We start from the raw sequence: 20,802 nt of genomic DNA, 5'->3' as shown, positions 1-20,802 counted from the left end.
GGAGGCGAATTCTACAGCGTTACTCGCTGCTGTCAACACCTCTTTTGTTCCGCTTTCGACCGAGAAGATCGAATCGTTAAAAGAGCCAAACCACCGTGCTCTTCCAACTCCTTCCGGGCTTCGATGAACTGAAGCCGCTCGCTGTCGAAACCTGCATAACTCATTGTTTACCAAGGAGTTTTCCGTTTCGACTGCGCCGGAAGTGGGGCGAATTATAGACTTCCAGAATCTGCCGTCAACCCTTAATTGGGCTTTTCTATCAAACACTTGCAGAACGCCGAAAAGCGGCCCGCTACCTCTCTATATAGGAGAGTAAAACCACTCCCTCTATATAGAAGAAATCCTCAGAGCACCCCGGCCTCTTTGAACGCAGCCACAACGCTGGCATCCAGACCCAACACCCGCTGCAGAACCTCCAGCGTATGCTCCCCTAATAGAGGAGGCGCATTGCGATACTCCACAGGCGTTTCGGACAGTCGAATCGGACTCGCCACCTGCGGCACCATCCCGGCCAGCACATGGGGCAGCTCGATCGCCAACCCGCGCGCCTTAACCTGAGGGTCCTCAAACATCTGAGCCAGGTCATTGATCGGACCGCACGGCACACCTGCTTGCTCCAGCTGCAGCACCCACTCAGCAGTCGTCTTGAACACAGTCGCCTGGCGAATAAGCGGAATCAACACCGCACGATTCGCCACCCGCAACTTGTTGGTCGCAAAGCGTGGATCATCTGCCCACTGCGGCTGACCAGCCACTTCAGCAAACTTGCGAAACTGTCCGTCATTACCCACGGTGAGGATGAAGTCTCCATCCGCCGTAGGAAAGTCCTGATAGGGCACGATATTCGGATGAGCATTACCCAGGCGCTTCGGAGCATTGCCCGTGGTCAGGTAATTCATTGCCTGGTTAGCCAGACAAGCCACCTGAACATCCAACAGCGCCATATCAATATGCTGACCGCCACCGTCATGATCCCGATGCGCAAGCGCCGCTAGGATCGCCACGGTCGAATAGAGACCGGTCAAAATGTCTGTCAGCGCCACGCCGACTTTCACCGGTCCGGCACCTTCATCGCCTTCAGGTCGCCCCGTCAGACTCATCAGACCGCCCAGCCCCTGGATCATGAAGTCATAACCCGCGCGCTTGGCGTAAGGGCCTGTCTGACCAAACCCGGTAATCGAGCAATAGATCAGATTCGGATTGATCGCCTTTAGCGACTCATAGTCCAAACCATATGCCGCCAGCCCACCGACCTTGAAGTTCTCGATCAGGATGTCCGACTTCGCCGCCAGATCACGCACCAGCTTCTGCCCTTCAGGCCGAGTGAAGTCGATGGTCACCGATTGCTTGTTGCGATTGGCCGACAAGTAATAGGCGGCCTCGCTAGTGTTCTCGCCGTAAGCGTCTTTAAGGAAGGGAGGCCCCCAGGCGCGCGTGTCATCGCCATTGCCCGGGCGCTCGACCTTGATCACCTCGGCGCCAAGGTCCGCCAGTATTTGCCCGGACCAAGGCCCGGCCAGCACCCGCGATAAATCCAGTACCCGTAGATGCGAAAGCGCGCCCATGGCGTTCTCCTATTAATAGAACGCTTGAAGACCGGTTTGCGCACGACCGAGGATCAGAGCGTGGACGTCATGCGTACCTTCGTAGGTATTCACAACTTCCAGGTTTACCAGGTGACGGGCCACGCCGAATTCATCGGAGATGCCGTTACCACCCAGCATGTCGCGCGCCATCCGGGCAATGTCCAGGGATTTGCCGCAGGAGTTGCGCTTCATCATCGAAGTGATCTCGACCGCCGCCGTGCCTTCATCTTTCATGCGACCCAGACGCAGGCAGCCTTGCAGCGCCATAGTGATCTCGGTCTGCATGTCGGCCAGCTTCTTCTGGATCAGCTGAGTAGCAGCCAACGGGCGCCCAAACTGCTGACGATCCAGGGTGTATTGGCGAGCGGTGTGCCAGCAGAACTCGGCAGCGCCCAGTGCGCCCCAGGAAATGCCGTAACGCGCCGAGTTGAGGCAGGTAAAAGGGCCTTTCAGACCGCGGACGTCAGGGAAGATGTTCTCTTCAGGAACAAACACGTTGTCCATGACGATCTCACCGGTGATGGACGCACGCAGGCCGACCTTGCCATGAATCGCCGGAGCACTCAGGCCTTTCCAGCCTTTCTCCAGAACGAAACCACGGATATCGCCGGCATCGTCCTTGCCCCAGACCACGAACACGTCGGCGATCGGGCTGTTGGTAATCCACATCTTGCTGCCGGTCAGGCTGTAGCCGCCTTCCACTTTGCGTGCACGAGTAATCATCGAACCCGGGTCAGAACCGTGGTCAGGCTCGGTCAGACCGAAGCAACCAATCCATTCGCCCGTTGCAAGTTTTGGCAGGTACTTCTGCTTTTGGGCTTCGGTACCGAATTCATTGATCGGCACCATGACCAGCGAGGACTGCACGCTCATCATCGAGCGGTAGCCGGAGTCGACGCGCTCGACTTCACGGGCGATCAGGCCGTAGCTGACGTAGTTCAGGCCGCTGCCACCATACTGCTCAGGGATAGTTGCGCCCAACAGGCCTATTTCGCCCATCTCGCGGAAGATTGCCGGGTCGGTCTTTTCATGGCGGAAAGCTTCGAGAACACGCGGCGCGAGCTTCTGCTGAGCGAATTGCTCAGCGGTGTCGCGGATCATGCGTTCTTCTTCGGTGAGCTGTTGATCCAGCAGCAGGGGATCGATCCAGTTGAAGCTAGCTTTACCGCCCATGAGTGTGTCCTCTCGAATCGGGTCAAATAACGTGGGCTGATCCTAGGCCGGGTTCGGCGTTACGGCAAACGAGGATTTTGCATACTGTTGTGCTAATTTCTCACTCCGAAACATCGCAAAATAGCTTTTATGCGATGTATTAGTGAGGTTGACGTACATGCGCAGGAAAATCCCCAGCACAACGGCCCTGATCAGCTTTGAAGCGGCGGCTCGCCACGAAAGTTTTACCAAGGCAGCCCAGGAGCTTTCACTCACTCAAGGCGCCATTTGCCGACAGATCGCCAGCCTTGAGGAGTTCCTCGGCGTAGAACTGTTCCGACGCTCGCGACGTGGAGTCAAGCTGACGGAGGCGGGCCTTTCCTACAGCCGCCGGGTAGCCACCCAACTCGATGCGGTTGAGCGCGACACCTTGTCAGTGATGGGTCAGCAAGGTGCCAACGTGATCGAGCTGGCCGTGGTTCCAACCTTCGGCACTCAATGGCTGCTGCCACGACTCAAGGATTTCCAGCAAAAACACCCGGAAGTGACGGTCAACCTCACCAACCGAACGCGCCCCTTCCTGTTTGCCGACACCGACTTCGATGCCGCGATCTATTTTGGCGACGCGGACTGGTCGGGTACCGAATCCCACAGGCTGATGGGCGAAAATCCTATGCCGGTGTGCAGCCCCAATCTCATGGGGAAAAAGATAACCCTGTCTCCCGGCGACATCGCCGAATTGCCCCTATTGCAGCAGACCACTCGCCCTTATGCCTGGCGTCAGTGGTTCAACTCCCAAAACCTAAATGTCCCACGAGACATGACAGGACCGCGCTACGAGCTATTCTCCATGCTTGCTCAAGCGGCCATGCACGATATGGGAATAGCGCTGATTCCGCCGTTCCTGATTCAACGCGAACTGGCCGAGAAGCGCCTGGTGATTGCCAACCCCCAGGCACTCTCCAGCATCAAGGCGTATTACCTGATGATTCCTGAGCGAAAGGTCGAATCGGCCTCTTTAAGGGCATTTCGCGATTGGCTGGTCAATCAGGCACAGAGCTACAGCCTAGAAGGATAAAGGCTTTTCCCTACTAGCTGACTGCGTAGTCAACAAAATCAGAGCACTACAGATATAAGTATTTGTCGCATATTCGAAGACTGTACCGACAAGCAGTACAAACGTCCCACAAGAGCCTGAAAACGTGGCCTTGAGCCTCTATTGCGGAGCAATAACGACTCATTCACCTGACCGATGCGTAAATTCTTCAATTTTTACAAGAATCCTTACAAGGCACGGCCTGCAAGGGATTGAACCGGTTAGTTGCGACATTCGGTCACGGGGTGACTTGTAGTTAATTTTCCGTCACCCGTCATAAACCCTTGAAGGGTACTAAGTTCGCCTGCAAAATGCCGCGCCCCGCCCTGATTTGGCGGGATCGTGCTGATCGGCCGCCCCCAGCCGCACCATCCGAAGTGCCTGGGTTTACTCAATAAGATCACGCAGGAGATTTGACGTGCACATTGGTGTTCCTCTCGAAACCCAGACCGGTGAAACACGGGTTGCTGCAACCCCGGAAACCATCAAGAAGCTGATCGGCCAGGGTCATAAGGTCACTGTGCAACGCGGCGCCGGCATTAACGCCAGCGTTGTCGACAGTGCCTATGAAGCGGCAGGCGCAATTATTGGCAGCGCCAACGATGCGTTTGGTGCCGAGCTGATTCTCAAGGTGGTGGCCCCCAGCGACAGCGAGCTGACGCTGATTAAAAGCGGCACCGTTGTGGTGGGCATGCTCAATCCGTTCAGCAACGAAACCATCGCCAAGCTGGCCGAGTGCGGCATTACCGCGTTTGCGCTGGAGGCCGCACCACGCACCTCCCGCGCTCAGAGCCTGGATGTGCTGTCCTCCCAAGCCAACATCGCCGGTTATAAAGCCGTGTTGCTGGCCGCTCACCACTATCCACGCTTCATGCCGATGCTGATGACCGCTGCGGGTACCGTGAAAGCGGCGCGCGTGCTGATTCTCGGCGCAGGTGTAGCCGGTTTGCAGGCGATCGCTACGGCGAAACGTCTGGGTGCAGTGATCGAAGCGTCTGACGTACGTCCTGCTGTAAAAGAGCAGATCGAATCCCTCGGCGCCAAGTTCGTCGACGTGCCTTACGAGACCGATGAAGAGCGCGAATGCGCCGTCGGTGTCGGCGGTTACGCGCGGCCAATGCCCGCCAGCTGGATGCAACGTCAGGCCCTGGCCGTGCACGAACGCGCCAAACAGGCTGACATTGTCATCACCACGGCACTGATCCCGGGCCGCAAGGCACCGACGTTGTTGAGCGCGGAAACCGTGGCGCAGATGAAGCCGGGCTCGGTGGTCATCGACCTCGCGGCAGCCCAGGGCGGTAACTGCCCGCTGACCGTGGCTGACCAAGTCGTCGTCGAAAATGGCGTGATCATTTGCGGCCCGACCAATCTGGCCGGCGCAGTCGCGGCAGACGCTTCGGCACTGTACGCGCGCAACCTGCTGGACTTTCTGAAGCTGGTCTTCAACAAAGAAGGCCAGTTCGAGATCAACCTCGAAGACGACATCGTCGCCGCGTGCCTGATGTGCCGCGACGGCCAAGTCATCCGCAAAAACGCCTAAGCAGGGATTCAGACGATGGAAGAGCTTATCTCCCCCGGTATCTACAACCTGATCATCTTCGTGCTGGCGATTTATGTCGGTTATCACGTGGTCTGGAACGTTACACCTGCACTGCACACGCCTTTGATGGCGGTGACTAACGCCATTTCGGCGATTGTGATCGTCGGCGCCATGCTGGCAGCGGCATTGACCGTCACACCGCTGGGCAAAACCATGGGCACCCTGGCGGTAGCTCTGGCAGCGGTGAACGTATTTGGTGGCTTCCTGGTTACCCGCAGGATGCTTGAGATGTTCAAGAAAAAAGCCCCAAAAGCAGTAAAAGAAGAGGCGCCTAAGTAATGAGCATGAATCTTGTAACGACGCTCTACTTGATCGCGTCGATCTGCTTCATCCAGGCTCTTAAGGGCCTCTCGCACCCGACCACGTCGCGGCGCGGCAATGTGTACGGCATGCTCGGCATGGCATTGGCGATCCTCACCACCGTGGGCCTCGTCTATAAGCTGGGCGCCGAGCTGGCCACCGCCGGTATCGGTTACGTCATCGTCGGTCTGTTGGTCGGCGGTACCGCCGGGTCGATCATGGCCAAGCGCGTTGAAATGACCAAAATGCCGGAACTGGTCGCCTTCATGCACAGCATGATCGGTATGGCCGCGGTGTTCATTGCGATCGCTGCTGTCGTAGAGCCGCAATCGTTGGGTATCGTCAAGCAACTGGGCGATGCGATTCCTGCCGGTAACCGCCTGGAGCTGTTCCTCGGCGCGGCCATCGGTGCAATCACCTTCTCCGGTTCGGTAATCGCGTTCGGCAAGCTGTCGGGCAAGTACAAGTTCCGCCTGTTCCAGGGCGCACCCGTACAGTTCGGCGGCCAGCATAAGCTGAACCTGCTGCTGGGCCTGGCGACACTGGGATTCGGCGTGACCTTCATGCTGACCGGTAACCTGAACGCCTTCGCGCTGATGCTGGCCCTGGCCTTCGTGCTGGGCGTGCTGATCATCATCCCGATCGGCGGCGCGGACATGCCGGTGGTGGTGTCGATGCTCAACAGCTACTCCGGCTGGGCAGCGGCGGGCATCGGCTTCTCGCTGAACAACTCGATGCTGATCATCGCCGGTTCGCTGGTGGGTTCGTCCGGTGCGATCCTCTCGTACATCATGTGCAAAGCGATGAACCGTTCGTTCTTCAACGTACTGCTCGGTGGTTTCGGCAACACCGCGGATGCGGCTGGCCCTGCTGGCTCGAAAGAAGCCCGTCCGGTGAAATCCGGTTCGGCTGACGACGCGACCTTCCTGCTGACCAATGCCGACACCGTGATCATCGTTCCAGGCTACGGCCTGGCAGTGGCACGGGCGCAGCACGCGCTGAAAGAGCTGACCGAGAAGCTGACCCATCGTGGCGTGACCGTGAAGTACGCGATCCACCCGGTTGCCGGTCGTATGCCTGGCCACATGAACGTATTGCTGGCCGAGGCCGAAGTGCCTTACGACCAGGTGTTCGAGATGGAAGACATCAACTCCGAGTTTGGCCAAGCTGACGTGGTGCTGGTGTTGGGCGCCAACGACGTGGTCAACCCGGCCGCCAAGAACGACCCGAAATCGCCAATTGCCGGCATGCCGATTCTCGAAGCGTTCAAAGCCAAGACCATCATCGTCAACAAGCGTTCGATGGCCAGCGGCTATGCCGGTCTGGACAACGAGCTGTTCTATCTCGACAAAACCATGATGGTCTTCGGCGACGCCAAGAAAGTCATCGAAGACATGGTCAAAGCCGTCGAGTAAAACCTGCTCCAGCGCAATACCCAAAACCTCAGCCTTTAGTAGGCTGGGGTTTTTTATTGCCCGCCAAAAACCGACCAAAGGCTCTAAATCAGGGCTCTGCATTCGACCATGGTAGCGGGAGGATTTTTTTTGAAATCACTAAACTGCACACCTTGCTTTCGTTGCCCGAGATAACAATCCATGTACCGTGATCGTATTCGCTTGCCTTCGTTGTTGGATAAGGTGATGAGCGCCGCTGACGCTGCCGCTCTTATTGAGGACGGCATGACCGTCGGCATGAGTGGTTTCACTCGAGCCGGCGAAGCCAAAGCCGTGCCCCACGCATTGGCCGAGCGCGCCAAAATCACCCCGCTGAAAATCACCCTGATGACCGGCGCCAGCTTGGGCAATGACCTCGATAAACAGCTCACCGAAGCCGGCGTATTGTCACGACGCATGCCCTTCCAGGTCGACAGCACCCTGCGCAAGGCCATTAATGCCGGCGAAGTGATGTTCATTGACCAGCATCTTTCGGAAACCGTGGAGCAATTGCGCAACCAGCAGCTCAAACTGCCGGACATCGCGGTGATTGAGGCCGTGGCGATCACCGAACAGGGCCACATCGTGCCGACCACTTCGGTGGGCAACTCGGCCAGCTTCGCGATTTTTGCCAAACAAGTGATCGTCGAGATTAACCTGGCGCACAACCCGAATCTCGAAGGTCTGCACGACATCTATATCCCGACCTATCGGCCGACCCGCACGCCGATCCCGCTGGTAAAGGTCGACGATCGCATTGGCAGCACTGCCATCCCGATTCCGCCGGAAAAGATCGTCGCTATCGTGATCACCAATCAGTCTGACTCGCCGTCCACTGTGCTGCCGCCGGACGTTGATACCCAGGCCATTGCCGACCACCTGATCGACTTCTTCAAGCAGGAAGTGGCTGCCGGGCGCATGACCAACAAGCTCGGCCCGCTGCAAGCCGGGATTGGCAACATCGCCAACTCGGTGATGTGCGGGCTGATCGACTCGCCGTTCGAAGACCTGACGATGTACTCCGAAGTGCTTCAGGACTCGACCTTCGACCTGATCGACGCCGGCAAGCTGAGCTTTGCTTCGGGCAGCTCAATCACCTTGTCGAGCCGTCGCAATACCGATGTTTTCGGCAACCTTGAGCGCTACAAGGACAAACTGGTCCTGCGTCCACAAGAAATTTCCAACCACCCGGAAGTGGTACGCCGGCTCGGCATCATCGGCATCAACACGGCGCTTGAATTCGACTTGTACGGCAACGTCAACTCCACCCACATCTGCGGCACGCGGATGATGAACGGCATCGGCGGCTCGGGCGACTTTGCGCGCAACGCGCATTTGGCGATCTTCGTGACCAAGTCGATCGCCAAGAGCGGCGCGATCTCCAGCGTGGTGCCGATGGTCAGTCACGTTGATCACACTGAGCATGACGTCGACATCCTTGTCACCGAAATCGGTCTGGCGGACTTGCGTGGCCTGGCACCGCGAGAACGCGCTCGAGTCATCATCGACAACTGCGTGCACCCGGACTATCGCCAAGCCCTGGATGACTACTTCACAGCCGCGTGTGCACTCGGCGGACATACGCCGCATATCCTGCGTGATGCCCTGAGCTGGCACATAAACCTGGAAGAAACCGGGCGGATGCTCGCGGTGTAATTGGTACAGATAGCAGCTGACGCAAACACAGTTTCGTCAGCTTGCTGTTGCCAAATCAAATCCTGAATAAAACTGTACTGCTGTACCGGTCATTTCCTACCGTAATTGCCTACCTTTTCGAGTCAACCGAGCAAAAACGCACAATATTAGTGCAGACAAGTACAGTTGCCTCAATTTCGACCAGTACACCGCCCTTTAACAGTTAACTGGTCCCTCACAATACAGGTGAACTGTATCTAGAGAGACTGGCCAAACGAGAGGATCATTGGCATCAGTTAAACCACTACCTAATCCCGCCATAAGCGGAAGGATGTCAATCATGGAACGTACACTCAGTTCCGAGCTGTTTTTCGAAGACAACGCTGTAAAAACCCAGGCTTCCACGCCTCTTCGCGTTCTCGCCAACCTGATGCTGTGGCAGCGCCGCATCTCCAGCCGCCATCAACTGGCTCGTCTGGATTCGCGTCTGCTGGCTGACGCAGGGATTAGCGAAGCACAACGCTACGAAGAGCTGAGCAAGCCGTTCTGGCGCTAAGTTAGCGTCGCTGGCTCTGACCCACCGGGTCCACCGCCAGCACTCCAAATTGAAAAAACAAAGCCCGTCGTGGGAAACCACGACGGGCTTTGTCGTTTTGGACCCTCAACATGGGTCATACAGTAGAGACTCAGCCTGACAGGTACAGTTTTACTATTTAAACAACTGAACCAGTACAATTTAAGCGCAGTGTGTCTGTTGCGGAAGAAAGGACGGGATCACCATGAAATCCCGAACTGCCCGCAAAAGGACCGCGCCATGAATCACTTACTGGATGTTTCCGTTTCCACGTCTCAATCAACGCCTCGTTTCCTCTGGTTTCGTCGATTACTGAGGGGCGTTGCCAATAACCTGGAAAGGGCTCGAACCCGGCGTTTGCTGGGCCAACTTGATGATCGGCAACTCTCAGACCTGAACATCAGCCACTCGGATCGTCTCAACGAATTGGGAAAGCCGTTCTGGCGCTAGCTTCCTGCTTGAACAGACGGGACTGTTCGAACCGACACCCATAGGCCTAATATCCAGATGAAACGTGGCGAACGCTGCATGATTGGCGTCTGATTCAACAGACACTGCGCCACCTCTCAATCAGATTTCCCAAAGGAGTTTCACCATGTCCCGTCTTCGTCTGCTCAGCGCTGCAGCCCTGCTTGCCGTGGCCGCCAATTCCCACGCCACCAGCTTTATCGTGACCACCGACGCCGTCGTCGGCGCGCTCAAGGCCACGTCCGATGCGACCTCCGATGTCACTTCTTCCTTTCGCGATGACAAAATCGTACGCGCCGCCCGTGACGACGCCGCCAGCTTCGTGGCCAGCGAAGGCGCCATTCGTGGCGTGAAACTGGAAAGCGCACTCGACCATATTCGCCACCAGGCACCTCAGCTGAACGCGACTGATGCACAACTGGCGCAAGCCATACTGACTATCTAAGCGTCACCGCTGACGTGGGACACGCCAGCCGTGTCCCAATGTTTCGGCGCTGGCTCTAGATCGGACGTTGCGCTAGCCTTGCGACTCGCCTTCAGCTATCGAGTCTCATGCGTTTTCTTTCAAACCTGTTGATCTCTCCGCTTTTCATGGCGGCCTGCTGGGCGGGTTCGGCCCATGCCTATGACGCCTTCAATCTGTCTACACAAGGCATCGTGGCTACCGGCTACGCCACAAGCATGGTGACCTCTGCCCCCTTCGACCGTAAGCTGCTACTTGCAGCACACGATGACGCTGCGGCGTTCATTGCCAGTGACGGCCAACTGCGAGGAGCACAGCTGGAGTCCGCCCTTATTTATCTGCGCCGGACCCAGCCAAAACTTCATGCCAGCGACCTTGAACTGGCGCAGGCAATTCTCGTCCAATAGTTATCCTTGTCCTTGCGGAGTCGTTCCATGCGTAGCCCCCTGATTGTTGTCGCCCTTGGCCTGCTGTTATTGGCCGATGTGACTCAGGCGCAAACCCTGGTTGCCACCAGTAACATCCTCATCAATGCCACCCGGCGCACACTTGATTTCACTTCCGATACCACGACGTCCATCCGTGACTCGAAGATCGTTCGTGAAGCCCACGACGATGCGGCCAGTTTCGTCGCCAGCGATGGCGAGATTCGTGGCGCGCACCTGGAAGCGGCTTTCAACACGTTGCGTACCCGCGTACCGGAAGCCCGCGACGCCAGTGATCAGGTTCTCGCCGAAGCCATCCTCGCACTGTGAGGTCACCAGGCGCCTGGCTGTTGGCCGGGGTCATGTTGCTGCTCGGCAACACGGCCCAGGCTGACTTGCAATTAAGGCTTAAAACCGAAGGACTCAGCCCCGCTCAACAGCAGGCCAGTCAGGCGCTGCTCGATGAAGCCATGCAGGCGCTGCCGCCGCGGTTCATCGAGCAGCTTGACCGACGCATTGACGTCGGCTGGACCGATGACATGCCTAGCAACGCTTACGGCCAGGCGTCGCTGGTGTCCGAGCTCGATCTGAACCGCAACCTGCTTGCCGGCCTCACTGACGGCAGCGCCGCGACCAAAAAAACTTATCGTCCCCATGGCACCGTACGCCGCGAAATGCTTGCCACGGTGTTGCACGAACTCACCCACATCTATGACCGCTCGCGCCTGTGGCCAGACGCAGAGCGCACGCTGATTCAGCGCTGCACCCGGCGCAACAGCAGCTCAGGGCTGATTGGCATTCCCGATCAATGCCGCGGCCAATCCGACCGACGCTTTACGCTCAGCGACAACCCGCACCTGCTCGACCTCGCCGGTTGGCCACAGTATGTCGGCCGTCGTGGCGAGCGCGAACAGCACAACCGGCAAATTGCCCGCAGCCCCGACATTTACGAGACGAGCAGCCCCAAGGAGTTCGTCGCGGTCAACATGGAATATTTCCTTCTCGACCCGGCCTACGCCTGTCGCCGTCCTGCGCTGTACCGCTACTACAAAGAACATTTCGGCTGGGCGCCCGCGGTTAAAGACACCTGCGGCAAAACCTTCTCCTTCCTCAATGCCGGCAACGATTTCGCCAAAACACCACTAGGCCAGGTCGATCCGGAACGGGTCTACGCCGTCGACTATCTGCTGGCTGAAGCCAACCAGAACTGGGTCAGCCGCTGGGGTCACAGCATGTTGCGATTGGTGATCTGCGCCCCCGGCCGCCCCCGTGGGCCGGATTGTCGCCTGGATCTGGATCAGCATCTGGTGTTGTCCTACCGCGCCTTCGTCGGTGACGTGCAGCTGTCGAGTTGGGACGGACTAGTGGGCAAATACCCGTCGCGTCTATTTATCCTGCCGTTAGCCCAAGTGATCGACGAATACACCAAAACCGAACTGCGCAGCCTGGCCTCGGTGCCGTTGACCCTGTCGCGCAGCGAGATCGAGGACGTGGTGGAACACGCCGCGGAAATGCACTGGAGTTACGACGGCAACTACTTCTTCCTGTCCAACAACTGCGCTGTAGAAGGCCTGAAGTTGCTGCGCAGCAGCACCAACAATACAAAATTGGTCGGATTGGACAGCATCATGCCCAACGGTTTGCTGGAAGTGCTCAAGGGCCGTGGACTAGCGGACACCAGCGTACTGGACGATCCCCGCGAAGCACTGCGTCTGGGCTATCGATTCGACTCCTTCCGCGATCGTTATCAAGCGATGTTCGAAGTGCTGAAGAAGCACTTGCCGATCAAGCAGGACAAGGTCGAAGACTGGCTCGCATTGAAAGCTGAAGAGCGCCGGCAATGGATTGACCAAGCCGATTTGCGCACCAGCGCAGCCTTGCTGTTACTGGAGCAGGCAGCCTTCCGCCAACAATTGGTGCTGGCCCAGGACGAAGTAAAGCAGCGCTATCTGGGTGCTCGGGAATTGAAGAACGGCGGCATGGACAAGGCCAATGCGACCTTGCAGCAAATTCTTGCAAACAGCGGCTTCCTCAGCCGTCCGGCGGAGCTGCTCGGCACCGGTGGTTATGGATTGCCGCAGCCAAGCGAGTGGCAGCGTCTGGAATCGGAAAGCAGCCTGCGGCAGAAGCAGCTTCAGGCCCTGACAGGCGATCTGGACAAAGAAGTGAGAGCGCTGCTCGAACCGAGCCGTGCAGCCGAAATGGCCGCCAATGAAGCCAACCTGAAGCAGGTTGGCGAGCATCTGAGGAAGTTGCACAAGGCGGCGGGCGGGCTGGAGTTGCCGTAAACAACAGGCTTCGCGGCTAATCCGCGAAGCCTTCGACGCCTACCTGTTATTCAAAGCACCCCTTCGAGAATTTCATATACGATCCCGGTTCCTACGGCGATCAGCACAATGTCGCCACCCGCACGGCGCCATTCGTACCCTGGGTAATACGGCAGCCGGCCCAACGCCCGGTTATCGAGGCGTTCGCCGTAATAGCCGTGAGGCAGCGGTCGACCGCGTACCAGATGAATACCCGGAGGTGGTGGAGCACCGCGTACGAAATAGCCATGGTTATCGTGGATAGTCTGGCGCACCGGGCCGAAGTCCCGTGGCGGAGGGCCGCCGCGATGATTGTCCTGCGGGCCACGGTGATCGTCGCCATGATTGTCACCGCGGTTATCGTAATGGCCTTGCTGCGGGCCGCCGCGGTCGTGATCGTCGCGCTGATCAGCACTCGCATTCAGCAACGGGGTGGCACTGAGCATCAGCACACCCAGGCTGGCAATCAGACGTTTCGGCATTTTCATCGAGTCTTTCCTCACTGCACATACAGCAAAAAGGGCTTCAGAACGTAGTCCTGAAGCCCTCGGTCTTGCTGTTTAGTCTGTGCCGCGAGGCTCTAATTCCTCTGTATCAGGAACTTTACCTTCAGCTGACGCGGGCTTTACGCACGCCTTCGGCCAGCGCCGAGCAAAGGCTCAACACGCCATCAATGGCTTGATCCGGAGTCGACGCATTGGCGATGTGATCGATCAACGCCGAACCCACCACCACACCATCAGCCAGACGCGCGATAGACGCCGCTTGCTCCGGTGTACGAATACCGAAACCGATGCTGATCGGCAGATCGGTGTGGCGACGCAGACGTGCAACGGCCTCTTCAACATGCTCCAGCGTCGCCGCACCCGCACCGGTCACACCGGCAACAGACACGTAGTAGACGAAGCCGGAGCTGCCGTTCAGAACGGTCGGCAGACGCACATCATCGGTTGTCGGGGTGGTCAGACGGATGAAGTCCAGACCGGCAGCCTGGGCCGGGTCGCACAGCTCGCCGTTATGCTCGGGCGGCAAGTCGACCACGATCAGACCGTCAACACCGGCCTCTTTGGCGTCGGCGATGAAACGCGGTACGCCGTACATGTGGATCGGGTTGAAGTACCCCATCAGCACCAGCGGTGTCTCGGTATTGCCTTCACGGAACTCACGAACCATTTGCAGGGTTTTCGCCAGGTTCTGCTTGGCGCCGAGGGCGCGGATGTTGGCCAACTGGATTGCAGGGCCGTCGGCCATTGGATCGGTGAAGGGCATGCCCAACTCGATCACGTCAGCGCCAGCGCCTGGCAAGCCTTTGAGGATCGCCAGCGAAGTGTCATAGCTCGGGTCGCCAGCGGTCACGAAGGTCACCAGGGCGGCACGATTCTGTTCCTTGAGTTCGGCAAAACGCGTTTGCAGGCGGCTCATCAGTGTTTCTCCTGCTTCGACGGCTCTTGTTGAGAGTTTTCCATGTGGTGCATTACGGTCTGCATATCTTTGTCCCCGCGACCGGACAGGTTGACCACCATCAGGTGATCTTTTGGCAGGGTCGGTGCGCGTTTGAACACTTCGGCCAGGGCATGGGCGCTTTCCAGTGCAGGAATAATCCCCTCCAGGCGGCAGCATTTGTGGAACGCGTCGAGGGCTTCGTCGTCGGTGACCGAGGTGTACTGGACGCGGCCAATGTCATGCAACCAGGCGTGTTCCGGGCCGATGCCTGGATAATCGAGGCCGGCAGAGATCGAGTGAGCGTCGATGATCTGGCCATCGTCGTCCTGCAGCAGGAAGGTACGGTTGCCGTGCAGTACACCCGGTACGCCGCCGTTCAGGCTGGCCGCGTGCTTGCCGGTTTCGATGCCGTAACCGGCCGCTTCAACGCCGATGATCTCGACGCTTTTGTCATCAAGGAACGGGTGGAACAAGCCCATGGCGTTGGAGCCGCCACCGATGCACGCCACCAGGCTGTCTGGCAGACGACCTTCCTGGTCTTGCAGTTGAGTACGGGTTTCTTTGCCGATAACGGCCTGGAAGTCGCGAACCATCGCCGGATAAGGGTGCGGACCGGCCACAGTGCCGATCAGGTAGAAGGTGCTGTCGACGTTGGTCACCCAGTCACGCAGGGCTTCGTTCATCGCATCTTTCAGGGTGCCGGTACCGGCCACCACCGGGATCACTTCGGCGCCCAGCAGCTTCATGCGAAATACGTTGGCCTGCTGACGTTCGATGTCAGTGGTGCCCATGTAGATCACGCAATCGAGGCCAAAACGCGCAGCCACGGTGGCGGTCGCCACGCCGTGCATGCCAGCGCCGGTCTCGGCGATGATGCGTTTCTTGCCCATGCGCCGCGCCAGCAGGATCTGGCCGATGCAGTTGTTGATCTTGTGCGCGCCGGTGTGGTTCAGCTCTTCGCGCTTGAGGTAAATCTTCGCGCCGCCGCAGAACTCTGTCAGACGTTCGGCAAAGTACAGTGGGCTTGGACGACCCACGTAGTCGCGCTGGAAGTAGGCCAATTCTTCTTTGAATGCAGGATCATCCTTGGCCAATTCGTATTCACGGGCCAGATCGAGGATCAACGGCATCAGGGTTTCAGCGACGTAACGGCCGCCGAACGCGCCAAACAGGCCGTTGGCGTCGGGGCCGTTGCGCAGATTAGTCTGGGTCATGGGTCGCTCCGGTTGGATTCGTGAGATGACAATGACGATCACTCTACCCCTGACGTCCGAGCCTGAAAACCGATAAGATCGCCACAACCTGTCAGAAAAACTCACAGATCCCATGAGCCACGATCTTCCTCCGCTGAACGCTCTTCGAGCCTTCGAAGCCACCGCCCGCCTGAACAGCGTCAGTCAGGCGGCCGAACAGCTGCACGTCACCCACGGAGCGGTCAGCCGGCAACTCAAGGTGCTGGAGGAACACTTGGGCGTGAGCCTGTTCATCAAGGATGGACGCGGCCTTAAACTCACAGATGCAGGCATTCGTTTACGCGATGTCAGCGGCGAGGCGTTCGAGCGTTTGCGCACGGTCTGCGCCGAACTGACCCAAAGCACCGCCGATGCGCCATTCGTCCTAGGTTGCTCAGGCAGCCTGCTGGCGCGCTGGTTTATTCCACGCCTGGGGCGACTGAACGCGGACCTGCCGGACCTGCGCCTGCACCTGTCGGCTGGCGAGGGCGATCTCGATCCGCGTCGCCCGGGACTGGACGCCTTGCTGGTGTTTGCCGAGCCGCCATGGCCGGCCGACATGCAAGTCTATGAACTGGCCAGCGAACGCATCGGCCCGGTCATGAGCCCGCGATTCGCGGGCTACGAACGACTGCAAAACGCACCGCCCGCAGCGTTGCTGAGCGAGCCATTGCTGCACACCACCTCACGCCCGCAGGCTTGGCCAAGCTGGGCACAGCAAAGCGGCCTCGACGCCAAGGCGTTGAAGTACGGTCAAGGTTTCGAACATTTGTATTATTTGCTGGAGGCCGCAGTGGCCGGCCTGGGGGTGGCGATTGCGCCCGAGCCGCTGGTGGCCGAGGACTTGAAGGCCGGCCGCCTGGTTGCGCCATGGGGCTTCAGCGAAACCCCGGCGCAACTGGCGTTGTGGCTACCCAAGCGCGCCGCGGACGGGCGTGCTCGGCAATTGGCGCAGTGGCTCAAAAACGAGCTGCGCCAAACGGATCAGTCACCGCGTTTGAACAGCAGATAAGCCGCGAGCAGACCCAATGCACCTACGGCGACACCCGCTGTCGTCCAAGGGTGTTCCTGGGCGTAGTCCCGCGTGGCAATCCCGGTTTCACGGGTTTTGACTTTGACTTCTTCGTACGCATCGCTGAGCAGATGACGCGAATGCTTCAGCGCGTTCTCGGCGTTGCCTTTCAAAGCTTTAAGGGTTTTACGCGACTCGTCCGAGGCGTCGTCCTTCAGGCTTTCCAAAGACTTCAGCAGACTCTCGATCTCGGCTTCCATGCTTTGCAATGAGGCTTTACGTAAAGAGGTGTTGGCCATGGTGGCTCTCCTGCATTGATTGAGTTGCGTGTGTTGGTTGGGACTTCAGGGGTTCGAGAAAGTGCAGTAAATCTGAACTTCCACTTCGGATTAGCCGACAGAAGTAATACGAAAAATCACTGCTAGGCTGTATTTCACACCCTGAGGAGAACGCCATGACTGACCATCACACCTACAAGAAAGTCGAACTCGTCGGTTCGTCCACCAGCAGCATTGAAGACGCCATCAACAACGCACTGGCCGAGGCCAGCAAAAGCCTCAAATATATGGAATGGTTTGAAGTGACCGAAACCCGCGGGCACATCAAGGACGGTAAGGCCGCACATTTCCAGGTGACACTCAAAGTCGGGTTCCGGATTGCCAGTAGCTGAATTTGAGCTAGCATTCGAAACTGCGCGCTGGCCGAGCGCCATAGGGAATGGCAAAGCGCTACATCATTACATCCGGCTGATCGCCGGTGCCCCTATTGATCCGACCAGGGAATGCGACCGATGAGGAATTTTATTTTGGCGGTAGGTTTGTTGAGTCTTGCGGGAACAGCCCTGGCCCAGGGCAAGTCGTGCGAAGAGCTTAAAGCCGAAATCGCCGCGAAACTGGATGCCAAAGGCATTTCTAATTATTCGCTGGAAATCGTCGATAAAGGCACTGCTGCCGGTGGAAAAGTCGTCGGCACCTGTGAAAAAGGCTCCAAGCAAATCGTCTACAAGCAGGGCTGACCTCCCTCGAAAATGAAAAAGCCGACGCAATGACGTCGGCTTTTTTGTGTTCGCTATTTGAGCGTCAGCCTTTCATGACCTGGGCCAGCAGCTCGTAGGAGTGCACGCGATCGGCATGTTCGTACAGGTCGCAGGTAAAAATCAGCTCGTCCGCCTGGGTCTGCTCGATCAGCACGTCCAGTTTGGCGCGGATCTTCTGCGGACTGCCCACCATGGCCAGACCCAGGAAATCACCGACGGCTTCTTTTTCATGAGGCAGCCACAGGCCGTCCATGGTTTTTACCGGAGGACGTTGCACCAGGCTCTGGCCACGCATCAACGCCAGGATGCGCTGATAGACCGAGGTTGCCAGATAATCAGCCTGCTCGTCGGTGTCAGCAGCCACCAAGGGCACACCGAGCATTACGTAAGGTTTATCCAATATTGCTGAAGGCTTGAAGTGGTTGCGATAGACGCGAATGGCCTCATGCATGAAGCGCGGTGCGAAATGTGAGGCGAAGGCGTAGGGCAAACCGCGCTCACCGGCCAGTTGTGCACTGAACAAGCTGGAGCCCAGCAGCCAGACCGGGACATTAGTGCCCGTGCCTGGCATCGCGATGATCCGTTGGTCCGGAGTTCGTGGGCCGAGGTATCGCATCAGTTCGGCAACATCTTCCGGGAAATCGTCGGCGCTGCCGGAGCGTTCACGACGCAAAGCGCGGGCGGTCATCTGGTCGGAACCGGGTGCACGCCCCAGGCCCAAGTCGATCCGGCCCGGGTACAGACTTTCGAGCGTGCCGAACTGCTCGGCGATCACCAGCGGCGCGTGGTTGGGCAGCATCACACCGCCCGAGCCGACACGAATGGTCGAGGTGCCGCCAGCCAGGTAGCCAAGCAGAACCGAAGTCGCCGAACTGGCAATGCCATCCATGTTGTGGTGTTCGGCAACCCAGAAACGGTTGTAGCCGAATTTTTCGACGTGCTGAGCCAGGTCCAGGGAATTGCGCAGCGACTGGGCCGCGCTGCCGTTCTCCCGCACGGGCACCAGATCGAGGGTCGAGAACTTGATATCGGACAGTCGTTTCATAAGCCTGCTTCTCCAATTGAGGGCGCAGGTTTTTTCTTACAAACGAAAACCTGCCGAATCTATAAGCGTGATTCATGCAATGAGGGCATATACCCGAGTTTCAATGGCAGAGCCAAAATTCCTACGAAATAAGAGGGCCGATCAGATCAGGTGAACTTTGCACCACGGTCTATCCTCAGAACCCTAGCAACCGAAAACCACTAAGGCGCGACGCTTCGCGCCGGATCTTGAGGAGGCATTCATGGCTATTACAAAGAAAGCATCGGCTCATTGGGAAGGTGATCTGAAAACCGGCATCGGCTCGATTTCCACGGAAACCGGTGTCCTCAGAGAAGCCCCCTACGGCTTCAAGGCACGTTTCGAAGGCGGCAAGGGCACCAATCCGGAAGAGCTGATCGGCGCAGCGCACGCGGGCTGCTTCTCCATGGCGTTTTCGATGATTCTCGGCGATGCCGGTCTCAAGGCTGACAGCATCGATACCAATGCCGAAGTCACCCTGGACCAGGTGGACGGCGGATTTGCGATCACGGCGGTGAAATTGATCCTCAAAGCGAAGATTCCTGGGGCGACTCAGACTCAATTTGAGGAATTGAGCAATAAAGCCAAAGAAGGCTGCCCTGTTTCCAAAGTGCTGAATGCGAAAATCAGTCTGGATGCAACATTGCTCAGCTGATTGGGGGTTGTCGCGCTCCCCGATAAAAGATCGCAGCCTCGGCGGGCTGCGTTCTTTTTTTGTCCTGAAACAAAACCTGGCTGGCGAGATTGTGGTCGAATAAATGACAGCAGCTAAAACGCATCTTCGTGCGCGCTGCCTCAAAGGAGCTTCAACCATGAAACGTTTTGCCTTGGCGATTATCTGTTGCGCGATGGCCACATCGGCCCTGGCGGCAGCGAAATCCTGTGAAGAACTCAAGGCCGAGATTGAAGCCAAGATCCAGGCCAATAACGTCTCGTCCTATACGCTGGAAATCGTCACCAACGACGAAGTACACGATCAGAACATGGTCGTTGGCTCGTGCGACGGCGGCACGAAAAAAATCATCTACCAGAAGAACGACCGCTGATTCGCCTCACATGAGGCAATAGGACTCTCGATCTTCAGCGACGATTTCACGCTTGGCGTTGTACAGCCGGGCGCCGGGAGTAAACGCTATCGACTGGCCTACCAGCACATAACGCTGGCCGGCTTCGAAATGATCGTAGTTGATGGTCAGGTAGCACAAGCGTTCCGTGGGGCCGTTCATGATGCCCAGGCCGCCACCGGGCACTTCAAAGTCGAATCGAACAATCAGCTCATGGCTACCCGGGGTGACCTGGAAAAAACGCCCGTCGCGCAACCGCTGGTTGTCCAGGCGTTCGGCCATCAGCAATTTATCGTTGGGGAATGGCGTAGAAAAATCGACCCAGGCCATCTGCGGATTAACCGCTGGCAACGGGCTCTGACATCCCGCAACGATGCTTGCAGCAAGTAACAGCGTTAACCTGCGCATGACGATGTTCTCAAGGACTGGTCCTTTAGAATAACGCCGATCAGGTGCGTTGGCAGCCTGCCGGTACACCCTGGCCAATCACTTTTCGCTGCTGATCATAGAGCTTTGCCCACGGCCGAAAACCGATGTTTCCTGCTTTGAGCTGATACCGCTCGCCAGCGTTGAAGTCGTTGAATTTCACGTTTAGCTGGCAGTCACGCCATAGTGGCTCGGCGTCGGGTCCGATGTTGGTTGGCGCAACCGGGAATTGGTAACGAACGGTGAGCTCATGGCTACCCGGCTGAACCTCGAAATAGCGCTTGTCGGTGGCGGCCTTGTCATCGACTTCCAGCGCTTGCAGCGCGGTGTCTTCCTGCTTCGATTCCAGGTCGATCCACGCTTGAGCCGGATCATGGGGGGGTAATCCGAATCCAGCACAACCTGCCAGCATCAACAGGCTTCCTGTCAGCATCAACGTGCGCATAGCGGAGCTCCAGTCAGGCGGGATAGTCTTGCGGGCAGACTCT

At 57.9% G+C, this 20,802-nt stretch carries 25 protein-coding genes; 16 read left to right on the top strand and 9 right to left on the bottom strand.

All coding sequences use genetic code 11. The features are described from left to right. Nucleotides 1–344: 344 nt before the first annotated feature. Both QF010_RS30985 and QF010_RS30980 read right to left on the bottom strand, forming a co-directional pair. Entirely contained in the window at nucleotides 345–1,565 is a 1,221-nt protein-coding gene (locus QF010_RS30985; RefSeq protein ID WP_033059889.1) for a CaiB/BaiF CoA transferase family protein, read from the bottom strand. A gap of 12 nt (nucleotides 1,566–1,577) precedes the next feature. Then, nucleotides 1,578–2,759 carry an acyl-CoA dehydrogenase gene (locus QF010_RS30980; RefSeq protein ID WP_033059888.1) on the bottom strand — a complete coding sequence of 394 codons (1,182 nt, stop codon included), beginning with the start codon at nucleotides 2,757–2,759 and terminating at the stop codon, nucleotides 1,578–1,580. Nucleotides 2,760–2,916: 157 nt separating this feature from the next. On the opposite strand from QF010_RS30980, the gene QF010_RS30975 reads away from it, so the two are divergent. The 11 genes from QF010_RS30975 to QF010_RS30925 all read left to right on the top strand — a co-directional run bounded on the left by QF010_RS30975 (nucleotide 2,917) and on the right by QF010_RS30925 (nucleotide 13,020). After that, nucleotides 2,917–3,816: a LysR family transcriptional regulator gene (locus tag QF010_RS30975; protein ID WP_429534588.1), complete on the top strand. Its 900-nt coding sequence runs from the start codon at nucleotides 2,917–2,919 to the stop codon at nucleotides 3,814–3,816. 436 nt (nucleotides 3,817–4,252) lie between these two features. After that, nucleotides 4,253–5,374, top strand: a complete 1,122-nt coding sequence (locus QF010_RS30970) for a Re/Si-specific NAD(P)(+) transhydrogenase subunit alpha (protein ID WP_033059884.1) — start codon at nucleotides 4,253–4,255, stop codon at nucleotides 5,372–5,374. A 15-nt stretch (nucleotides 5,375–5,389) separates the two neighbouring features. Next, nucleotides 5,390–5,713 (top strand): NAD(P) transhydrogenase subunit alpha part 2, encoded by a 324-nt coding sequence (locus QF010_RS30965; RefSeq protein ID WP_003187010.1) that lies wholly within the window; start codon nucleotides 5,390–5,392, stop codon nucleotides 5,711–5,713. Then, nucleotides 5,713–7,149, top strand: coding sequence for an NAD(P)(+) transhydrogenase (Re/Si-specific) subunit beta (locus QF010_RS30960; RefSeq protein ID WP_033059882.1), 1,437 nt, complete (start codon nucleotides 5,713–5,715; stop codon nucleotides 7,147–7,149). The genes QF010_RS30965 and QF010_RS30960 overlap by 1 nt, the downstream gene beginning before the upstream one ends. Nucleotides 7,150–7,329: 180 nt before the next feature. Continuing rightward, nucleotides 7,330–8,823: a succinyl-CoA:acetate CoA-transferase ScpC gene (gene scpC, locus QF010_RS30955; protein ID WP_033059880.1), complete on the top strand. Its 1,494-nt coding sequence runs from the start codon at nucleotides 7,330–7,332 to the stop codon at nucleotides 8,821–8,823. A 319-nt stretch (nucleotides 8,824–9,142) separates the two neighbouring features. Further along, the gene (locus QF010_RS30950) at nucleotides 9,143–9,358 is read left to right on the top strand and encodes a DUF1127 domain-containing protein (protein ID WP_008154465.1); all 216 of its coding nucleotides are present in this window, start codon (nucleotides 9,143–9,145) and stop codon (nucleotides 9,356–9,358) included. A gap of 258 nt (nucleotides 9,359–9,616) precedes the next feature. Beyond that, complete coding sequence (locus QF010_RS30945) at nucleotides 9,617–9,826, top strand: DUF1127 domain-containing protein (RefSeq protein ID WP_429534587.1); 210 nt, start codon at nucleotides 9,617–9,619, stop codon at nucleotides 9,824–9,826. A gap of 145 nt (nucleotides 9,827–9,971) precedes the next feature. Next, nucleotides 9,972–10,289, top strand: coding sequence for a DUF2388 domain-containing protein (locus QF010_RS30940; protein ID WP_008044656.1), 318 nt, complete (start codon nucleotides 9,972–9,974; stop codon nucleotides 10,287–10,289). A 107-nt stretch (nucleotides 10,290–10,396) separates the two neighbouring features. After that, nucleotides 10,397–10,714, top strand: a complete 318-nt coding sequence (locus tag QF010_RS30935) for a DUF2388 domain-containing protein (RefSeq protein WP_033059877.1) — start codon at nucleotides 10,397–10,399, stop codon at nucleotides 10,712–10,714. A gap of 27 nt (nucleotides 10,715–10,741) precedes the next feature. Further along, nucleotides 10,742–11,062, top strand: coding sequence for a DUF2388 domain-containing protein (locus tag QF010_RS30930; protein WP_033059875.1), 321 nt, complete (start codon nucleotides 10,742–10,744; stop codon nucleotides 11,060–11,062). Further along, a complete protein-coding gene (locus QF010_RS30925; RefSeq protein ID WP_429534586.1) occupies nucleotides 11,059–13,020 on the top strand; it encodes a DUF7844 domain-containing protein in 1,962 nt (653 codons plus the stop codon). The genes QF010_RS30930 and QF010_RS30925 overlap by 4 nt, the downstream gene beginning before the upstream one ends. A gap of 50 nt (nucleotides 13,021–13,070) precedes the next feature. Here QF010_RS30925 and QF010_RS30920 read toward each other — a convergent pair whose 3' ends face one another. The 3 genes from QF010_RS30920 to trpB all read right to left on the bottom strand — a co-directional run bounded on the left by QF010_RS30920 (nucleotide 13,071) and on the right by trpB (nucleotide 15,695). Beyond that, on the bottom strand, nucleotides 13,071–13,526 hold the full coding sequence (locus tag QF010_RS30920; protein WP_033059871.1) for an anti-virulence regulator CigR family protein: 456 nt from the start codon (nucleotides 13,524–13,526) through the stop codon (nucleotides 13,071–13,073). 121 nt (nucleotides 13,527–13,647) lie between these two features. Further along, nucleotides 13,648–14,460, bottom strand: a complete 813-nt coding sequence (trpA, locus tag QF010_RS30915) for a tryptophan synthase subunit alpha (protein ID WP_033059869.1) — start codon at nucleotides 14,458–14,460, stop codon at nucleotides 13,648–13,650. Further along, the gene (trpB, locus tag QF010_RS30910; RefSeq protein ID WP_429534585.1) at nucleotides 14,460–15,695 is read right to left on the bottom strand and encodes a tryptophan synthase subunit beta; all 1,236 of its coding nucleotides are present in this window, start codon (nucleotides 15,693–15,695) and stop codon (nucleotides 14,460–14,462) included. The genes trpA and trpB overlap by 1 nt, the downstream gene beginning before the upstream one ends. Nucleotides 15,696–15,807: 112 nt before the next feature. Between trpB and QF010_RS30905 the strand changes: the two genes are divergently transcribed. Further along, the gene (locus tag QF010_RS30905; RefSeq protein WP_429534584.1) at nucleotides 15,808–16,725 is read left to right on the top strand and encodes a LysR family transcriptional regulator; all 918 of its coding nucleotides are present in this window, start codon (nucleotides 15,808–15,810) and stop codon (nucleotides 16,723–16,725) included. On the opposite strand, the gene QF010_RS30900 is transcribed toward QF010_RS30905, so the two are convergent. After that, on the bottom strand, nucleotides 16,698–17,024 hold the full coding sequence (locus tag QF010_RS30900; RefSeq protein ID WP_033059863.1) for an ElaB/YgaM/YqjD family protein: 327 nt from the start codon (nucleotides 17,022–17,024) through the stop codon (nucleotides 16,698–16,700). The two genes, QF010_RS30905 and QF010_RS30900, sit on opposite strands and share 28 nt — an antisense overlap. A 155-nt stretch (nucleotides 17,025–17,179) precedes the next feature. On the opposite strand from QF010_RS30900, the gene QF010_RS30895 reads away from it, so the two are divergent. Together QF010_RS30895 and QF010_RS30890 are read left to right on the top strand one after the other, a co-directional pair. After that, a complete protein-coding gene (locus QF010_RS30895) occupies nucleotides 17,180–17,395 on the top strand; it encodes a dodecin (RefSeq protein ID WP_008027736.1) in 216 nt (71 codons plus the stop codon). A gap of 120 nt (nucleotides 17,396–17,515) precedes the next feature. Next, nucleotides 17,516–17,740 (top strand): DUF1161 domain-containing protein, encoded by a 225-nt coding sequence (locus QF010_RS30890; protein WP_033059862.1) that lies wholly within the window; start codon nucleotides 17,516–17,518, stop codon nucleotides 17,738–17,740. A 64-nt stretch (nucleotides 17,741–17,804) separates the two neighbouring features. On the opposite strand, the gene QF010_RS30885 is transcribed toward QF010_RS30890, so the two are convergent. Then, nucleotides 17,805–18,806 (bottom strand): LLM class flavin-dependent oxidoreductase, encoded by a 1,002-nt coding sequence (locus QF010_RS30885; protein ID WP_429511436.1) that lies wholly within the window; start codon nucleotides 18,804–18,806, stop codon nucleotides 17,805–17,807. Nucleotides 18,807–19,047: 241 nt separating this feature from the next. Between QF010_RS30885 and QF010_RS30880 the strand changes: the two genes are divergently transcribed. Then, entirely contained in the window at nucleotides 19,048–19,479 is a 432-nt protein-coding gene (locus QF010_RS30880) for an OsmC family protein (protein ID WP_033059858.1), read from the top strand. Nucleotides 19,480–19,636: 157 nt separating this feature from the next. Further along, entirely contained in the window at nucleotides 19,637–19,870 is a 234-nt protein-coding gene (locus tag QF010_RS30875) for a DUF1161 domain-containing protein (RefSeq protein WP_033059856.1), read from the top strand. A 6-nt stretch (nucleotides 19,871–19,876) separates the two neighbouring features. Here the strand turns inward: QF010_RS30875 and QF010_RS30870 are convergent, their stop codons facing one another. Next, nucleotides 19,877–20,296, bottom strand: coding sequence for a PA0061/PA0062 family lipoprotein (locus QF010_RS30870; protein WP_033059854.1), 420 nt, complete (start codon nucleotides 20,294–20,296; stop codon nucleotides 19,877–19,879). Between the two features lie 40 nt (nucleotides 20,297–20,336). After that, nucleotides 20,337–20,759 (bottom strand): PA0061/PA0062 family lipoprotein, encoded by a 423-nt coding sequence (locus QF010_RS30865; RefSeq protein WP_033059852.1) that lies wholly within the window; start codon nucleotides 20,757–20,759, stop codon nucleotides 20,337–20,339. Nucleotides 20,760–20,802: the final 43 nt, after the last annotated feature.

Origin of the sequence: Pseudomonas silensiensis (assembly GCF_050434865.1) — a bacterium.
Taxonomy (GTDB): domain Bacteria; phylum Pseudomonadota; class Gammaproteobacteria; order Pseudomonadales; family Pseudomonadaceae; genus Aquipseudomonas; species Aquipseudomonas fluorescens_W.
Note: the sequence above shows the minus strand (reverse complement) of the source record. Positions and strands in the feature narration are given on the sequence as shown.

Bases quoted from the DNA above. Each gene is read 5' to 3' on its own strand.
- QF010_RS30985 (WP_033059889.1), bottom strand. From the start codon at position 1,565: ATGGGCGCGCTTTCGCATCTACGGGTACTGGATTTATCGCGGGTGCTG.
- QF010_RS30980 (WP_033059888.1), bottom strand. From the start codon at position 2,759: ATGGGCGGTAAAGCTAGCTTCAACTGGATCGATCCCCTGCTGCTGGAT.
- QF010_RS30975 (WP_429534588.1), top strand. From the start codon at position 2,917: ATGCGCAGGAAAATCCCCAGCACAACGGCCCTGATCAGCTTTGAAGCG.
- QF010_RS30965 (WP_003187010.1), top strand. From the start codon at position 5,390: ATGGAAGAGCTTATCTCCCCCGGTATCTACAACCTGATCATCTTCGTG.
- QF010_RS30960 (WP_033059882.1), top strand. From the start codon at position 5,713: ATGAGCATGAATCTTGTAACGACGCTCTACTTGATCGCGTCGATCTGC.
- scpC (WP_033059880.1), top strand. From the start codon at position 7,330: ATGTACCGTGATCGTATTCGCTTGCCTTCGTTGTTGGATAAGGTGATG.
- QF010_RS30950 (WP_008154465.1), top strand. From the start codon at position 9,143: ATGGAACGTACACTCAGTTCCGAGCTGTTTTTCGAAGACAACGCTGTA.
- QF010_RS30945 (WP_429534587.1), top strand. From the start codon at position 9,617: ATGAATCACTTACTGGATGTTTCCGTTTCCACGTCTCAATCAACGCCT.
- QF010_RS30940 (WP_008044656.1), top strand. From the start codon at position 9,972: ATGTCCCGTCTTCGTCTGCTCAGCGCTGCAGCCCTGCTTGCCGTGGCC.
- QF010_RS30935 (WP_033059877.1), top strand. From the start codon at position 10,397: ATGCGTTTTCTTTCAAACCTGTTGATCTCTCCGCTTTTCATGGCGGCC.
- QF010_RS30930 (WP_033059875.1), top strand. From the start codon at position 10,742: ATGCGTAGCCCCCTGATTGTTGTCGCCCTTGGCCTGCTGTTATTGGCC.
- QF010_RS30920 (WP_033059871.1), bottom strand. From the start codon at position 13,526: ATGAAAATGCCGAAACGTCTGATTGCCAGCCTGGGTGTGCTGATGCTC.
- trpA (WP_033059869.1), bottom strand. From the start codon at position 14,460: ATGAGCCGCCTGCAAACGCGTTTTGCCGAACTCAAGGAACAGAATCGT.
- trpB (WP_429534585.1), bottom strand. From the start codon at position 15,695: ATGACCCAGACTAATCTGCGCAACGGCCCCGACGCCAACGGCCTGTTT.
- QF010_RS30905 (WP_429534584.1), top strand. From the start codon at position 15,808: ATGAGCCACGATCTTCCTCCGCTGAACGCTCTTCGAGCCTTCGAAGCC.
- QF010_RS30900 (WP_033059863.1), bottom strand. From the start codon at position 17,024: ATGGCCAACACCTCTTTACGTAAAGCCTCATTGCAAAGCATGGAAGCC.
- QF010_RS30895 (WP_008027736.1), top strand. From the start codon at position 17,180: ATGACTGACCATCACACCTACAAGAAAGTCGAACTCGTCGGTTCGTCC.
- QF010_RS30890 (WP_033059862.1), top strand. From the start codon at position 17,516: ATGAGGAATTTTATTTTGGCGGTAGGTTTGTTGAGTCTTGCGGGAACA.
- QF010_RS30885 (WP_429511436.1), bottom strand. From the start codon at position 18,806: ATGAAACGACTGTCCGATATCAAGTTCTCGACCCTCGATCTGGTGCCC.
- QF010_RS30880 (WP_033059858.1), top strand. From the start codon at position 19,048: ATGGCTATTACAAAGAAAGCATCGGCTCATTGGGAAGGTGATCTGAAA.
- QF010_RS30875 (WP_033059856.1), top strand. From the start codon at position 19,637: ATGAAACGTTTTGCCTTGGCGATTATCTGTTGCGCGATGGCCACATCG.
- QF010_RS30870 (WP_033059854.1), bottom strand. From the start codon at position 20,296: ATGCGCAGGTTAACGCTGTTACTTGCTGCAAGCATCGTTGCGGGATGT.
- QF010_RS30865 (WP_033059852.1), bottom strand. From the start codon at position 20,759: ATGCGCACGTTGATGCTGACAGGAAGCCTGTTGATGCTGGCAGGTTGT.